This window comes from Bacillus sp. SD075 (assembly GCF_017355165.1).
GTDB lineage: Bacteria > Bacillota > Bacilli > Bacillales > DSM-1321 > Peribacillus.
Window position 1 is genome coordinate 65,904 of the sequence record NZ_JADILK010000017.1, and the last position, 16,233, is coordinate 82,136.

A 16,233-nucleotide genomic window follows, 5' to 3' on the forward strand; every position below is an offset into this window, starting at 1 on the left:
GATTTTTTCACACCGAATATTCTTGAATTACTTTATAAATATCGTTTTGATGTTCCATCTGAGCCATTTCATTTATGACGTCAGTTTGGTCGGCCAGTTTCATTAATTGTAACAATGCATTAAGGTGCTTTTTCTTATCCAATGCCGCTATAACAACGACAAGATGTACTTTATGTTGATCATCAAATTCAAGCCCCTCTTTAATCCTCAATAAGCTCATGCCAACTCTATTGACCCCATCCTCTGGACTCGCATGGGGGATCGCGATATTTAATCTCAATACGATATGAGGGGACATCTTTGGATATTGTTTTTGTATCACTTCTACGTAAGGTTTAGTAACTGCGCCTTTTTGCAGAAGGGGCCCAGCTGCCAGTGCAATAGCTTCCTTCCAATCCTCAACTCTTTCTTGTAAAACGATGGTTTCTGGAGTGATAAAATCGGATAGAACAAATTCTGATTTCTGCGAAATTTCATTTGTTGCTTGAAATGAAAAGTAATTTTGCAGGGCTTTTTCGAGTGATTGTTTCTCTTCTACCTTTGCATGCTTTTCGATGACATGGATAAGCTGTTCAATATTTATAACTGAAGAATCAAGGCCGAATATCCCCTTCATTACACGTTGACGCAATTGCAACTTTTCGAAGTCCGAAATAAATTGGTCAATGATAAACAAATGTTTCTCAGTTTGTAACGGTACAGGTGAAAACACAAGATCATATTCAAATTCCAGTTTTTCAAATTCACGAATGGATAAAGCTTGGTAAAAGTAGAATTCAGGAAATAAATCCCTTAAGGTGTGTTCCATTAAGTGTGAGATGGACACACCATTCGGACAGACAACAACTGCTTTTTTCTTGGCTTGAATTCTTTCACCACTGTTGATTAAATGACCACCTATAAAAATAGTGATAAACATTATTTCACTTTCGGGTATTTCACAGCCTATATATTGTTCAAATGGTTTGATCGCATCTTTCACAATATAATGAATGGCCTCGAATTCTTCGCTAACCTTTTCAATCAAGGTATAATCGGTCGTTAAATGATATTTAATTCTGTAATATGCTGGCTTCATGTGCAGCACCAGCTTATTCAATAATTCCTCTCGTCCTTTTAGTGTGATACATGCTTTTTTTTCAAAAAGATCCAAGCTGTCCCTAAGGGCCTTTGTTAATTGGGGCATTTCTTTATCCGTTAAAAACTGGTTCGATAATACATTTGACGTAAGAAGCTGCAGTGTAATAAATAAACGCTCCACTTTAGGAATTTTTTCAACACCTTGGATTAAGATTTCTGCTGCTTCGTACTCCTTGGTATCGGATAATTCCTCATAATCAATATGGTAGGAATCAGTAATTAATTTTCCTTTTTTAATCCTTTTTAATAGAATGGCAATGATATAGGGAAGAAGCTTCATTTTCTCATCGATAAATTGAAGGTGTAACTGTTTTTCAACATCTTCCATTTGCATTTTTATCTTTTCGATTTCTTCACTTGAAATTTGAATCACCCGCTGAATATACTGCTCGCCCTTATAAAAACCCATTATGACCTGAAGCACTTTCATTAATAATTTCCTTTTATTCCACTCGCTGCCTATGATGTCGTATCCGTACATTCTGGAGTATACAATTTCTAACTGATAAGTCCTGACCAGTATTTGGGTATATTTTATATCTCGAAGCACTGTGTTCTTGCTTACTTCCAGTTCAATGGAGAAATGGGCTAAGGATAGTTCTTCCTCGCTACTCAGTAACAATAGCAGAATCAGTTGAGCTCTTTCTTTTTCAGATAGAATATAATTTGCGGAAGCAGACTCACCTACTTTCTCAGCAAATAAATCAATTAGGGTTGGACTGATGATGAATTTTCCGCTATTTGTCCGTCTAATGGTTGGATAATTATTATCCTCTAACCAGTTGTTGATTTTATTAAAACTATAGCTGACTTGTCTTCGGGACAAAGCGTATTTATTTTCTAACTTTATATTGGAAATATCCGGATTACTCAAAACCTCTTTAAATATTAAATTGCTCCTTTCGTCTAAATACATGTATTATTCCCCCTTGCTTGCTTTTAGTGTATCAGTAAAAACATGTAGTTTGTTAACGCTTTCAGACTCATTTTTTGTCGCTTTATTGTTCAGCTTGATGTTAAATGATTTGTCTATTGGCTCAAAAGCCAAAGTGAAAAATGATTTTCAAGGGCACGCTTGCGGATTTCCAATGGATTGCCGTTATTACTGATAGTAAGTCCATTCTAACAATCCAACAAATCCTAGTGGACATAATGGATTAATTTTGTTATTATAGTTACTCAGGGTAACAATTACTCATGGTAACTATATATCATTTTAAGGGGTGTTTCTGATAAAGACTTACCAAAAATTCTTTCAGCAATTATTACTGCTTTACCGACCGTTTGAAAATAATCTTAATATACAGCTGGGCAAGCATGATTTACACAGGGCGCAATGGTCCATTTTGCATTACTTAACCAATTATGGTTCGGCGACTCTTGTAGAGCTTGCCAATTACCAAAGCGTGGAAAAACCCACGATTACGAGGACCATCACCCGCTTGGAAGAGCTGGGGTATGTCGAGCATGTGCCAAGCAAAGATAGACGCGAAAAAAGAATGCGGCTTACAGAGCTTGGAAAAAAGGTCTACAGTGAAGTCCGCGTGACAATCGATCAATACGAACAGGATATCTTGAATGGGATCACTGAAGAGGAACAACTCGCAGCCATACGCATCATGGGCGAAATAAGAAATAACATTATAAAGTAAGGAGATAATAAAATGGAACAATCCAGACCTAGACTGTGGACGAAGGATTTTGTCATCGTTTCTTCCATTAATTTTTTCATAACATTAATCTTTTATTTATTGATGGTGACACTTGCCATCTATGCCGTAAATGAATTGGATGCTTCTACAAGCGAAGCCGGACTCATATCAGGTATTTTCATAATCGGGACGTTAATCGGACGTCTGTTCATCGGCCGTTTCATTGATTCAATCGGACGCAAGAAAACATTATTCATCGGTTTGATCTTTTTCACTTTGACAACACTTCTTTATTTTGTGGACCTTGGAATTGGCTTCCTGCTTGTTAACCGCCTGATCCATGGTATGGCGATGGGGATGGCGAGTACTGCGACGGGAACGATCGTCGCCCAGATCATCCCGGCAACAAGAAAGGGAGAGGGCATCGGCTATTACAGCATGAGCGCAACACTGGCGACGGCAATCGGTCCTTTCATCGGACTGTATATGGCTCAGCACACAAGCTTCCAAGTGATTTTCAGTTTCTGCCTGGCTTTAGGGGTGATCTCCCTGATTACAGCATTCTTCCTTTATGTCCCGGCTTTGAAAGTGATGGCCAAAGTGACGGAAAGCAAAGGATTCAAGCTTTCCCATTTCATTGAACCTAAGGCGCTGCCCATCTCGATCATCACTCTGTTATTGGCATTCTGTTATTCCAGCGTCCTTTCTTTCATCAGTTTCTATGCCATCGAAATCGATCTGGTCAATACAGCAAGCTTCTTCTTTGTCGTTTACGCAGTAGCCGTATTGTTATCACGTCCTTTCTCAGGACCGCTAATGGACCGGAAAGGATCGAACTTCATTATGTATCCGGCTTTCATGATTTTCGGAATCGGTTTGCTGCTTCTAAGTATAACAACCAATAGTTTCACTTTACTGGCAGCCGGTTTCCTCATTGGCCTGGGATTCGGTAATATGCAATCAAGCTCGCAGGCGATTGCCGTTAAACTGACACCGCCTCACCGAATGGGGATGGCAACTTCCACCTTCTTTATCATGCTTGATGCAGGACTTGGATTCGGCCCTTATATTCTGGGATTCATCATTCCAGTAACAGGTTATAGCACACTTTATGTCATCCTGGGCGTTGTGGTCATCGCAACCTCCGTCCTTTACTACTTCTTGCACGGCAAGAAAGAACGTTTAACCAGAACGGACTTAGCTTCCATTTAAACGAAAAAGGGATATCCCATTTGGGGGATATCCCTTTTTCATTTAAAGCAGTAAGATTAATTGTCCACTGGAATTCATCCTTCATGGACCCTAATTCGACCTACACCAAAAGATGCCGCCAAAAAGTTTCTTCTTTTGAGACAGCTTCTAGTTATAGTAGGTCCTTATTTTATTTCCAAGTCATCGATAAAAAGCCCAAAACTTTTGCCGTTCTTTTTATTTGTGACTGTTTCACCTTTATATAAAGTCTTTCCAGTCTTTATATCTGCAATCAGAAGTTTGACAGGCTTGGATGTTTTGCCCTCTTGATTCATTTCGTTTAATAGGAAGTACACACGCCCCTTCTTAAAGGCAACGGTATATTGCTCCTTATTATTTACAGCTGCATCCAGCTCCGTGTCATTCGTGAATGTTTGACTGATGAGGTCAAACGTCTTAAGGTGATAAGCATCGGCTTCCGTTTCAACTACATAAAGGTTTTTCCCGTCTGCATATCCTGTTCTAGCCATGTCTAGGCTAAGCGATTCATTTTTTACCGTTTCTAATTTTTCCGTTTCATAATTATAAGATAACAGCTTGCTTTCCTTTAGTTTTTCCTCAAAGGGACCATCCTCATGATTTACCCCTTTAATTAACGAAATGAAAACCATGTTGTTTGGCTGGGAGGGAGCAACATCAATTGGCATCTCAAAATCAACTTGATTAGGGTAAGTAAAGCTTTCAGATAAAAGGGTTTTATCGCTCAAGACTTTTTTATTAGCTACATCGATCGTATACAAATGAACCTCCTTCGTTTGCTTCTCATTGTTTGAATTAACATCATTCATCGTTAAAATCTGTAGTTTTGAATGGACCAACTGCACATCCCTGACATCAGCATTCATGATTCTCTCTTGATCGGGAAGCTCAATTTGGAAAGAAGTTTCTTCTTCATCTTTCTTTTCCAGTAAACCGATATCAAACTCCGCTTCCATTTTCCCGTTATTCGTAATTTCGCTATTCACCCAAGCATAAGCCAGAAAATCATCGTCTTCATATAAAGAACTAATGGAATCCTTGCCACGCATAAACGAACGATGTTCCTTTATCAATCTTTCAATTTGATGATTTTGTCCTCCAGTTAAATTCTCCAAGTAAGACCTTTCACTGGCATATGTGGTTGTATTGGATTCAAGTCTTATGGGTTCATAAAAAGTACCATTTTCAAGCGTAGCATGTATGATCACCGGATCAAGCTCTTTATCTTTGCCTTCCAGAGTCTTGAACGTATACTTTGGAAGGCTGGAAGCAGAGGAAGCTACTTTGACATAATAGGTCCCGATGCTTAAGATGACAACCATTCCAATAATGATGCTGCATAGATAACGTTTCACCTTGTTCACTCTCCTTTAATAGTTGTTGTTATACGGTAACGCGGTTTTTTAATAACCAAGAACCAAGCCAAATTGATATTCCTGTCACAATGATTCCTAATGCAAGCAGCAGGCCAAATAGTTCTTTAGGGTAAAAATAGAAATCCCCAATCTCCATTACCAAAACTGGAGCTAAAAACAATACAGTGGCAATTCCGCAATACAACAAGCCCATTATGATTCCTTTTATGCGGAAGCTCCTTTCAAGCATGATCGCCGTGAATAATATTGACATGATCATAAGACCAATGCCATAGGAAATCAGGAATTGCGTGAAGGTACTTGGGATGATCAATGCCAAAATTGGACTGAATTCAGTTATGGTAGAAGTTGACATTTCCATATTCAAGAGCGCTTCCGGTACGTATGAATTAAATAGGGCATTTTCCATTGGTAAAATGATAAGCTGGAAAGCAATCAACCCTAATACCATCAGGAAGATGGCCGTAGCTTTTGAAAGGTAGATCGATAATCGGGATGTCGGTAACATCAATAGGCGATAAATGAATGTATTCTTCCCAAACCAATCACGATACCAAATAAGGAAGATGTAAAAAATAAGGGCAACCGCACTCAGCGCAATCGGTCCTACAAACAAAAGGGTATTGGCGATATGGGTAAAATCAATGCCTCCATAATTGGTTATATAAGCGGCTTCGGATAGTCTTTCTTTGGACATGGTATCCCTGGCATCATGAAGAAGACTCTTGGTTACGAGGATCACTCCAGCAAATTGCGAAACCAAGGTGATCAACAATAAGCTAAGATAGATTTTACTGAAACGGTTGATTTCAAAGTTCAATAGTTTTATATATCGCATCATGATTGATACACCTCTCTCATTACATCGACTACCGATTTTCCTTCCTCTTCCCGCATTTCTTCCGTATTGAACTCTTTAAGCACTGTACCGTCATCCAGTAAGATGACCTTATCGATTAAATGTTCAATATCACCGATTTCATGTGTCGTGATGATGACGCCTCTATCTTCAATAAGGTGACTCGCAAAGACATCGGCAATTTGCTCGCGGCTAAACATATCGATTCCTGAAAATGGTTCGTCCATCAGTACATAATCCACGTCAAGGGACAAACCAAGCATCAGGTTGAGCTTAGCTGTATTACCTTTTGACAATTCCGAAATGCGGCTCTCCTCTTTAAGTTTGAAAAATCCCAATAATTGTTTGGCCCTTTCCGGATTCCAGGATGTATAGAAATCCGACATGAAAACCATAGCCTGTTTAACGGTCATTTGCGGAAGCATGGTCGGTGCGTCCGGAATGAAAGTGATTTTTTCATAACTTTCCTTTGTCATCTTTTGATCATCGATCAGGATTTCCCCTTTATATGGCGTCAATCCCATGATCGCTTTGAGTGTGGTCGTTTTACCGACGCCATTTATTCCGATCAGACAAGTGACTTCGCCTTTATTGGCTGTAAATGAAACATCATCCAAGATTTTTTTCCGGCCGTATTTCTTGGAAATCTTTTTTACTTCTATCATTTTTCTTCCTCCTCCCTTATTTCTTCCGAGTATTTTTCTTTAACCACACGAAGCAGTTCATCAACTGGTACATTAATCGGACGAATCGCATCGACAAACGTATCGACGGCTGCCAAAATCAATTCCTGCCTCACAGCCTGTAAAATCATTTCATTCGTCGTGATTTGACTGGGGAAATTTCGTTCGGTATGAATCAAGCCCTGTTCCTCCATTTCTTTATACGCTTTTTGAGCGGTATTCGGATTTATGTTCAGTGTAGCCGCCAGTTCTCTTCGGGAGGGAATTTCCTGTCCCGCCACGAATTTGCCTATGGCTATTTGTTCTTTAAAATGTCTAACGACTTGCAGATATACCGGTTCCCGGGTATTTACGTTCATAAAAACCACCCCCTATTTATTTAAAGAAGTCTGATATGCATAGAATCTTTCGTGTATGTACTAAGTGGTTCATACACCTTATAGATGTACTATACCCTTAATACAGCCGAGCTGTCAATCATGAATCTCAACAAAAGAAAAACCCCAAATGTGCGGTGCATTCGGGGTTTTCCTTTTATACTTTTAATGGAAAGGCTAAAATCTCATTCGAATAGATGATGAAGCAGCCTATCCTTATTTTCAAAAAACTGTTTCATTAACAAATAGTGATTGGACTCCTCTAAAGTCACTTCACTCATTCCCTCATCTGAAATTTGGAGGATTTTAGCATCCGGATAGGCCATGATGATCGGGGAATGGGTGGAAATGATAAATTGGGAACCTTGTTGAACAAGCTCATTTATCCTGGCCAGCATCGATATTTGTCTCAACGGCGACAAAGCAGCTTCAGGCTCATCGAGGATATACAATCCATCGCCTTGAAATCGTTCAACAAAGGCTGAAAAAAACGATTCCCCATGAGATTGCTGGTGAAGTGACTTTCCCCCGAAGGAATCGATGATTTTCGACCCAAACGATGCTTCCCGATCCAATTCCTCTATATTCGTAGCTAAATTATAAAAGGTTTCCGCCCTAAAGAAAAAATTATCCTTCGGTTTGTACACGCCTTTTTTCAAACGGAGGTATTCGTCCAAATTGGAATGTGAATCATAATTGGAAAAATTGAAATTCAACGTTCCACCTTCTGGATTGAAGCCATAGGCAATCGCAATACCTTCAAGCAAGGTGGATTTCCCCATTCCATTTTCGCCGATAACGTAGGTAACACTAGGATGAAAAGCCACTTCTTGAAGGTACTTGATAACCGGCAGATCAAGAGGGAAATGCTCATACGAAGATATTCGATCTCTGTTCAGGTAGATGCCCCTGATGTACTGTGTATCATAATCCAGTTTCATTTGTTCTCCCCTTCTGTAGAATATTTAGAGCGCTGATATGTCTTTCTTACCATCCTTTAAGACTGCAATCCAAGACACCATAATTAGCCAAATTGATAATATTTGATTCTAAATGACCGCCCACTTTGGATGCAATTCAATTAAACTTCCTGTACTGTGTTGGATTGAATCTTTCACTCCCGATTCCAAGATCAGCTCAGGCAAATCCTCATCCACGTACCCTTGATGTGAATATTCATTTTCCCATATTGAGGCGATCAGGTATCTCCCGAATTGCTTTATACCGAATGCCCCTGACAGCATGCCTGGTGTCATCCCTATGTTCCATCTGTCTTTTTGCACCTGTTCAAAATGTGCTTGTTTTTCATTTTCAACAGAACAGTCAGCCACTCGAAGTAATTTTCCCTTGCCAAAAAGTTCCGTGATGTCTTTTGTTCCTATATGAAATATTTTCTCGTATATATTAACAGAAATATTTGTATATGTACTTCTATGGTCACTCTTCCCGAATATTTCATCATGCTGATGCTGCATGAAACTTTGATAGGAATGGAGATCTTTCCAAATGGAGAGAATGCCTGCTTCAAAGGGTTCCGTTCTATTCCACCCTCCGATTTGACCCATGAAACCAGCCGAATGACGCAATTCTCCCCACCCCTCTTGTGCTTTTGAAAATGAATGCTTGTTTTCCTCATTCACTTGGCATTTAATCCACTTCATTAACATGAGGACCATCATCCTTCCAATGTTTCGCTTTTTCGTCAACCTTTTTTATGAAATCATTTTTTCCGTTTACATATCCTTTGATATCATCCGGAAATTCCACTGCCAAGCGCTGTTTCAACCTACTATACTTTTGTGCTTCAGTACGGTGTGCCAGCAAATAATCCCGAAAATCGAGGTGTCTGGCTATTTCTACATGTCCTTTTTGAAACATGTGAATATGGTGCGTCCTCTCATCCCCGCCTTTACGAAAAAAACGTCGTCCGGAGATTCCGTTCTCCCCCCTGGCATCATACCCGATCTCTTCCATCTCTTTATTAAAACCATCCACATATTCCATATCTTTTACCACCGCCAAAATATCTATTACTGGTTTGGCATAGATGTCCGGTATGGCCGTACTGCCAATATGGTCTAACATTATCATTTCAGACCCGAATATATCCTGTAATTTTTGGCATTCATCATGAAATAGCTGGGACCATTCTATCATATATGGTACGACCTCGACCTTTCTCATGAAAGCCTCCTTGTAGATGTTCCTGTCAGTTATAATTTATGTCGCTTTCTTCATTCGCTTTTCTAATGACATTTTGGATTAATGGTACTTTCGCTTTCGTGTATCCGACTATATCTGCAGGATGCATTTGAGCTAAGGATAATTTTAATTGCTGATATTGTTTCCGTACGTCAGGATGGCTTCTTAGATAATCCCTAAATGAAAGTTGATTCTTCCACTGTTCACTTCCGAATCTATAGATATGCAAATGATGTGTCCCCGCTCTCCATTGGCCTTTTCTAAAAAAACGCCTTTCGGGAAATTCCTGGATGCGGGACAAATTCATACCCAATCGATCTCAAGGACTCTATGAACATGTCAGCTACATCTAATTGCCGGACGCCAGCCATGATGTCAAAAAATCGGCTTTGCCCCCTCCAATATGCTCAATACAAAGGCAAGAGTACCTTAAAATCTCCATTATCCTTCCTTTTTCCTGCTCGAACTCGCTAACCCAATCAGGGTTATAATCCTCGACCTTTACCGTTTTCTCCATGTAATCACTCAACTTTTCATATTATCAGCCATTATTTCTCATCACGTGACCATTTGACGATCGGGTCTTGCGTGCTCGGCTCATAATAAGTTCCGGTATACACCTTTTCTTTTCCAGTTATTCTATTCGTTCGGATGACAGTATATCTTCCTTTATCATGATTTTTGGTAAGATAATATCTCCGGTATGAAAACCCTTTTTCGGGACCGGTTAATTTCTCTTTGGCTTTATACGCCTGTGACTTGTTCAGGCTCTCTTTCACTACACTTCTAATATTCAGCGGAGTTCCTTCAAGCTTAACATCACTTCGGAATTCGGCATTCCTGGTCTCGGTTTTCCCTGAAGGCACGGATGCCATTTCGATTGTTTCCTGGATCTTTTCCGAGAATGATTTTGTGACACTGTATGAATACAGGATATTCATGGAACTTATGTTGTCTTTCATTTTGCCAGCAAATTCAGGCATAGCAAAATTCAATAGGAAGGTGATCGATATACATACGATTAATAAGGTAAGTGAAATTCTCTTCATATTTCCTCTTTCTCAACTATGTATTCTTCTAATTCAACTTGTTCATTTTCCTTAGGAATAATCCCAAATTTAGCAATTAATAGAATGGCTAGAAAACTGAAACAGCAAAAACTAGTATTATCACTTGTAATAAACGATGCCGGTATGATACGAGATGCCAGTAATGAATTTAAAATGTAGGAAAAAAGAAAACCCAAATAGGATAGGCAAATCAGATAGTTTCCAATCAATATCCTCTTATAATGTGCATAATCAGATTTATTTCCTTTCCTGATACTGACGCATTGACTAAATTGCCTAATCAGACCGTATGTGAAACCAATAATTAACATGACTGCAATGAGAAAATCAATTATTGCTTCCTCCACTTTTTACTCCTCCTTGGACATTTGTTCTAAAAAACTTGTAAAATATTACATTAAACTCATCATATACCATTTGTGAGAAAATGATAAATATTTCCTACTTTAATATTGGAGCTCCAACTATGTTGGAAGATGAATACATGCATGTCCTTATACTTACGTTTAAAGTGGGATAGGGTTTCAATATAAAGGAAAATATACCTAATATTACTTGACGCATCCAAAAAAAAGACCACCAGATTGGTGGTTATTTCAAATTTTTAAATCCATATTTTTCAAAAACCTTCATGGAGGCTTCCGTTTGGAGATAGTCATAGAACAGCTTGGCTTCCTTGGAGTGATCCAGGTCATTGATCATACCGACGGGATATATGATCGGATCGTGTAAATCTGTCTGCGCTGTTGCAATAATTTCAACTTTTGATGAGTTTAGCGCATCCGTTTTATAGACGAGGCCAGCGTCCACATTTCCAGTTTCCACATATGTAAGCACTTGGCGGACATCCTTGGCATATACCAATCGATCTTCAACCTCTTTAAAGAGGTTCATGTTTTCCAACGTTTGTTTCGCATATTGCCCTGCAGGTACAGATTCTGGAGTGCCAATCGAAATTTTAGCAGCCTTTGTGAGGTCTTTCAGCGATCCGATTTCCTTTTTGGAATCCTTTGGCACAACCAGCACCAGATCATTGCCGACTAAATCGATTCCGTTTTTCTCTTCAATAAGATCTTCCTCTACCAATTTATCAAATTTATCTTCTGCAGCTGAGAAAAACAGGTCAACAGGTGCACCTTGGGATATTTGTTGCTGAAGAGCTCCAGAAGCTCCAAAGTTATAATGGACTTTCACATTTGCATTCTCTTTTTCAAAAGACTCTTTTATATCATTTAAAGCATCTTGCAAACTTACAGCAGCGGAAACCGTCAATTCCACTTTCTCGTCAGCTTGTTGCGTTTGTTTTTCTCCGCTTTTTTCTTCATCACTTGAACACCCTGCACCCACTATCACAAGCATCATTATCGAAAAAATTATAAGGTATATTCTTTTCAAAGTCTCTCTCCCTTTCTTACTAGTTATAATTAGTTATAACTAGTTATATCCAACAATAACTAGTATAAGACTTATAAAAGGATTTAATCAATGCCTTTTTTGCTGTGAATTTACTTTTTTAAGGACTCTAGGATACAATAAAGAACGGAGGGATGCACATGTCAAAAGAGCTTTCCTATACGATCGAGGAAGTGTCACAGCTATTAAAGGTATCTAAATTGACAATTTATGATCTTGTTAAAAAAGGGGAAATTCCCGTATTCCGTGTGGGAAGGCAGATGAGAATGGATGCAAAGGACTTGGAGCTGTATATTAATAACCATAAATCCAGTACATCCCCAGTTCCTGTTGCCGCCCCCCCTAAGGATTCCCTTGTCATAAGCGGTCAAGACATGGTGTTAGATATACTAGGGCAGCACATACAGAAAGACTCCGGCTATAAAACATTACGATCTAACATAGGAAGTCTAAGCGGACTTATTGCCATGTACAATGGGAATTCCGACATCGTTAGTTTGCATATGTTTGATGGAGATACTGGGGAATATAATCTTCCTTATATAAAAAAGATTTTGGTGGGTTATCCTTATATTTTACTTAATCTTGTTTCAAGGAAAGCTGGTTTATATGTTAAAAAGGGAAATCCTTTCGGCCTCACAAATTGGACTGATTTAAAACATAAGGACTTGTCCATCATCAATCGAGAAAGAGGATCGGGAGCACGGATTCTTCTTGATGAGCAGCTTAGGATTCACAGTATATCTTCAAAAAATCTTAAGGGATATGAAAACGAGGAGACCAACCACTTAAGTGTGGCTTCAGCTGTTTCTGGTGGGATAGCGGATGTGGGTGTGGGAATTGAAAAGGCTGCAAAAATCGTTGGAATTGACTTTGTCCCATTAATTACAGAACGGTATGACCTTGTTATTTTGAAATCCCCGAAAAACGAACAGCTCATAAACGTTGTTAAGCGAATTTTATCATCGAATCCATTTCAGGCTGAAATCAAGGCTTTAGGTGATTATGATATTTCTCAGACAGGCTCTATCATTTACGAGACATTCTAAACAGGAAGGCTACTGAATCAGCAGCCTTCCTGTTAGGTATGCATCAAACCATGGTCAATGACTTCACTAGGCATAAAAAGCATTTCTTACTGAGATCAGCTATAAAGAAGCTTGGGCTGTCGGGCTAGATAGGAAGGCGTACCATTTTGATTAAGATTAAGGATGAATTTCATGACCTCCACTATTCCCTCAGGTTTCTCCAACTCTATTTCCTTATGGTAAGCTTCCATGGATGTGTTCCATTTTTTCATTTTTTTCCGATCCTTCAATATACTCAGCAATTGTTTTTCAAAAGGCGTTTTCTGATCAAGTTTAAATACAAGTCCTTGTTGTTTTAAATACTGTAGATTAATTTCCTCCTGCCCGGGAAGCCTGGAATGAACAAAAATGGGAAGCTTTTTTCGCAATGCCTCGCTAATCGTGACACCGCCCGGTTTCGTAACGATTGCGTCCACTTCTTCATAAAGCTTATTCATTTCAGACCTTGATGAGATATAAGGCATTGGTTTGATATGAGGGAAGTTCCAAGTATCGATTTCTTCATAAAGTTTGTTGTTATTTCCGCAAAGAACTAAATAATCGAAATCGGTTGAATTCTTTAACTCATCACCTAAGTTCAAAATCCTCCCCAAACCACTATTCCCTCCGGATATCAAAATTTTTGGTCGGTCTGTTTTTCTTTTTACACGGTCATTTTTAGTGATTTCCTCGTGCACGGGGATGCCAGTGACCATCATCGTTTGTTTTGGTATTTGACGCTTACTCATCAGCTTTTCCTTTACTTCTTGACTAGGAAGAAAATGGGCATCTATCCCTTCGCTACCCCACACATTATTAATAAAGTAGTCGGTGTACACGTTTATAACCGGAGTGCTGCACTTCCCTTTCATCTTTAACTGACTCAAGAGATAGGAAGGGAAACCGTGTGTACATACAATTAAATCAGGCTTTTCTTCGGCTATCAATTGTTCCATCTTATTCATGAATAATAGCTGATACCATTTAAATATCCGTTCCTTTGACGAGTGAACATAAAACAGGTTCTTATAGGCAACATTATAGGTTTCCGGCGCATAACGGAGCCATGTTAGATAACTATTTACAATGATTTTTTCTAGAGAGGTATTGGTATAACTGATTAGATCGATTTTTTTATAAGTAATCCCATTTGAATGCTTCTTTAACATATCCATTAATGCCTCTGCAACTTGGTGATGTCCCGACTGCATTCGAAAGAGAGGTAAAAACAAAATCTTCTTCATATGTGTCATCTCCTAAGAAATCATTCTGAAAATACGAAAATATATAGTTCATGATATCTTCCTCTTACAATATCGTTGAAAAGATTCCTTTAATGGATTTTTTCATTTCCAACCCTTGATAATAAGGAGCAGACTCAACTTGGACATTTGTTTTCTCTTTTTAATGTACTTGATAGTAACATATAGGACAAAAATAATTAAAAATACAACACCTAAATATGGAACATATTTAGGATTAACATTAAAGGCATCCCCCACATAATAACCGGCCACTATAAAAGGGACGGTCCAGAGTATAGTGCCTAATAGGGAAAATAGGAAGTATTTCCGGAAGGGTATTGAAGAGATTCCTGCAAAATATGGACTAATTTGTCTTATTCCCGGAATGTAAAATCCCAATACCAAGGTTTTTTCTGCATTATCCGTATAGTTTTTCTTTGCTTTCTCCCAACGTTCACTCGTAATTCCAATGAATCTTCCATATTTATTTATAAAAGGATACCCCACATATTTTCCGCATCCATAAGCTGCAAGCATCCCGAAAAAAGCTCCGAGAATTGCACACAGCATGGCTAAACCCATTGAGAGCTTACCTTGGACAACCAACACCCCAATTAGAAATAGAAGTGATTCTTCTGGAGCTGGCACTCCCACGATGCCGAAGAATAAAAAAAGAAAAATGATTAGGTATCCATATGTTTCAATAAAATGTAAAAGCGTATCTATAGTCATAATACCCCCAGAATTAGTTATAAGTCTTTTAAAGTAATGAAGTGTATTCCTTTTTCCTTACTCTCCTGTAGGTAAATTTTTAACATTTCAATCATATGGCCTGGTGCTTCTTGATCCGCCCCCAAGGTTTCACCACAGTCATGCAGCAAGAGGATGGAACCATCTGTTGAAGTGCTTCGCAGTTGATCCAGCAAAGTATTTCTGCATTTTTCGACTTTCCAATCCCCGAAGATGCCGGACCACATTATCACTCTATATTTCCTACTTACAAGTGGTGTGAACATATTAAAATGGCCCCATGGCGGTCTATAAAAAACCACCTTTTCATTCGTACATCCATTTATTTCCTTTTCAGTCATTTCCAACTGCCTCCGAAGATGGATAGGTGATAGCATCCAGCTTGTCACATGGTGAAAATGGTGGATCCCTATAGTATGTCCCTCTTCATGCATTCTTTTAATGATTCCAGGGTTCCTTTTCGCTTTACTGCCAACAACAAAAAATGTGGCCTTTATTTCATACACTTTTAAAAGATCAAGTAATTTTATTGTATATTCAGGGTTTGGGCCATCATCGAAAGTTAGCGCTATCCCATTATTCGAATTGATTTTTTTTGTTATTCCCAGACTGCATACACGAATGAACACCGTTGGGATAATAGTATAAAATATTAATAGCAATAATAAAATAATAAAAATAATCAGCCATATATGCATCACACAAAACTATCCTCTCATTGTCGATGTTACCAATCCTGAACCTTTCCCTATATCATAATCATTTACCACTATGCAGCAAATGTCATTGCATTCAGGTAATTCATAAAAAAAACCTCTCCTTACAATTTAGCATTTTTTTTTCATTATTTTCACTTATCATTATTTTTTTATTTTTGTAAAGGTTGAAGGACCTTAGTTCTGTTACAGCAATGTCTGCAGTTTTTATTTAAAAGATGTTCCAGTTGATTCCAGAAATCCGCTCCCTTTCCGCCGACTGTCTGCCAAGCCTCTTCACCGTAAGCGGCTGTGGAGTCTTGGCTAGCCAGTTATTCGGCAGGAGTGTCGCTCATTCAATCCAATAAGGAATATTGTAAAAAAACAACTAGTTTTGTTTAAGATTATGTTTCGAGGTGGGATTATTCCGAACCTCCTTTTGTCGACAAACTGAAAAAAACACCCTAAGGGTGTT

General features: G+C 38.6%; 17 protein-coding genes and 1 pseudogene. 3 read left to right on the forward strand and 15 right to left on the reverse strand.

What is annotated here, in order from left to right; all coding sequences use genetic code 11:
- Positions 1-7: 7 nt before the first annotated feature.
- On the reverse strand, positions 8-2,056 hold the full coding sequence (locus IOC57_RS13725; protein ID WP_207439259.1) for a BglG family transcription antiterminator: 2,049 nt from the start codon (positions 2,054-2,056) through the stop codon (positions 8-10).
- 316 nt (positions 2,057-2,372) lie between these two features.
- On the opposite strand from IOC57_RS13725, the gene IOC57_RS13730 reads away from it, so the two are divergent.
- Together IOC57_RS13730 and IOC57_RS13735 are read left to right on the forward strand one after the other, a co-directional pair.
- Positions 2,373-2,792, forward strand: coding sequence for a MarR family winged helix-turn-helix transcriptional regulator (locus tag IOC57_RS13730; protein ID WP_207439276.1), 420 nt, complete (start codon positions 2,373-2,375; stop codon positions 2,790-2,792).
- Positions 2,793-2,804: 12 nt separating this feature from the next.
- Positions 2,805-4,004: an MFS transporter gene (locus tag IOC57_RS13735; RefSeq protein ID WP_207439260.1), complete on the forward strand. Its 1,200-nt coding sequence runs from the start codon at positions 2,805-2,807 to the stop codon at positions 4,002-4,004.
- Between the two features lie 164 nt (positions 4,005-4,168).
- On the opposite strand, the gene IOC57_RS13740 is transcribed toward IOC57_RS13735, so the two are convergent.
- The 11 genes and pseudogenes from IOC57_RS13740 to modA form a co-directional block, all read right to left on the reverse strand.
- Positions 4,169-5,377, reverse strand: a complete 1,209-nt coding sequence (locus IOC57_RS13740) for a hypothetical protein (RefSeq protein ID WP_207439261.1) — start codon at positions 5,375-5,377, stop codon at positions 4,169-4,171.
- Positions 5,378-5,405: 28 nt separating this feature from the next.
- A complete protein-coding gene (locus tag IOC57_RS13745) occupies positions 5,406-6,239 on the reverse strand; it encodes a hypothetical protein (protein ID WP_207439262.1) in 834 nt (277 codons plus the stop codon).
- Complete coding sequence (locus tag IOC57_RS13750; protein WP_207439263.1) at positions 6,236-6,922, reverse strand: ABC transporter ATP-binding protein; 687 nt, start codon at positions 6,920-6,922, stop codon at positions 6,236-6,238. Before IOC57_RS13750 ends, IOC57_RS13745 begins: the two co-directional genes overlap by 4 nt.
- The gene (locus IOC57_RS13755; protein ID WP_207439264.1) at positions 6,919-7,299 is read right to left on the reverse strand and encodes a GntR family transcriptional regulator; all 381 of its coding nucleotides are present in this window, start codon (positions 7,297-7,299) and stop codon (positions 6,919-6,921) included. The genes IOC57_RS13750 and IOC57_RS13755 overlap by 4 nt, the downstream gene beginning before the upstream one ends.
- A 203-nt stretch (positions 7,300-7,502) precedes the next feature.
- A complete protein-coding gene (locus IOC57_RS13760) occupies positions 7,503-8,258 on the reverse strand; it encodes an AAA family ATPase (RefSeq protein ID WP_207439265.1) in 756 nt (251 codons plus the stop codon).
- A 108-nt stretch (positions 8,259-8,366) separates the two neighbouring features.
- A complete protein-coding gene (locus tag IOC57_RS13765; RefSeq protein WP_207439266.1) occupies positions 8,367-8,984 on the reverse strand; it encodes a YdbC family protein in 618 nt (205 codons plus the stop codon).
- A complete protein-coding gene (locus IOC57_RS13770) occupies positions 8,965-9,501 on the reverse strand; it encodes a GrpB family protein (RefSeq protein WP_207439267.1) in 537 nt (178 codons plus the stop codon). Before IOC57_RS13770 ends, IOC57_RS13765 begins: the two co-directional genes overlap by 20 nt.
- A gap of 25 nt (positions 9,502-9,526) precedes the next feature.
- Positions 9,527-10,036 (reverse strand): annotated as a pseudogene (locus tag IOC57_RS13775) (GrpB family protein).
- Between the two features lie 31 nt (positions 10,037-10,067).
- A complete protein-coding gene (locus tag IOC57_RS13780) occupies positions 10,068-10,568 on the reverse strand; it encodes a hypothetical protein (protein ID WP_207439268.1) in 501 nt (166 codons plus the stop codon).
- The gene (locus IOC57_RS13785) at positions 10,565-10,936 is read right to left on the reverse strand and encodes a hypothetical protein (RefSeq protein WP_309487708.1); all 372 of its coding nucleotides are present in this window, start codon (positions 10,934-10,936) and stop codon (positions 10,565-10,567) included. The genes IOC57_RS13780 and IOC57_RS13785 overlap by 4 nt, the downstream gene beginning before the upstream one ends.
- Before the next feature lie 244 nt (positions 10,937-11,180).
- Positions 11,181-11,984, reverse strand: a complete 804-nt coding sequence (gene modA, locus IOC57_RS13790) for a molybdate ABC transporter substrate-binding protein (RefSeq protein WP_207439269.1) — start codon at positions 11,982-11,984, stop codon at positions 11,181-11,183.
- A gap of 158 nt (positions 11,985-12,142) precedes the next feature.
- Here modA and IOC57_RS13795 point away from each other — a divergent pair, with 158 nt between their 5' ends.
- Positions 12,143-13,051, forward strand: coding sequence for a helix-turn-helix transcriptional regulator (locus IOC57_RS13795; protein WP_207439270.1), 909 nt, complete (start codon positions 12,143-12,145; stop codon positions 13,049-13,051).
- Positions 13,052-13,146: 95 nt separating this feature from the next.
- On the opposite strand, the gene IOC57_RS13800 is transcribed toward IOC57_RS13795, so the two are convergent.
- The 3 genes from IOC57_RS13800 to IOC57_RS13810 form a co-directional block, all read right to left on the reverse strand.
- Positions 13,147-14,313, reverse strand: a complete 1,167-nt coding sequence (locus IOC57_RS13800; protein WP_207439271.1) for an MGDG synthase family glycosyltransferase — start codon at positions 14,311-14,313, stop codon at positions 13,147-13,149.
- A gap of 102 nt (positions 14,314-14,415) precedes the next feature.
- On the reverse strand, positions 14,416-15,045 hold the full coding sequence (locus IOC57_RS13805) for a DedA family protein (protein ID WP_207439272.1): 630 nt from the start codon (positions 15,043-15,045) through the stop codon (positions 14,416-14,418).
- A gap of 17 nt (positions 15,046-15,062) precedes the next feature.
- A complete protein-coding gene (locus IOC57_RS13810) occupies positions 15,063-15,761 on the reverse strand; it encodes a polysaccharide deacetylase family protein (protein WP_207439278.1) in 699 nt (232 codons plus the stop codon).
- Between the last annotated feature and the right edge of the window lie 472 nt (positions 15,762-16,233).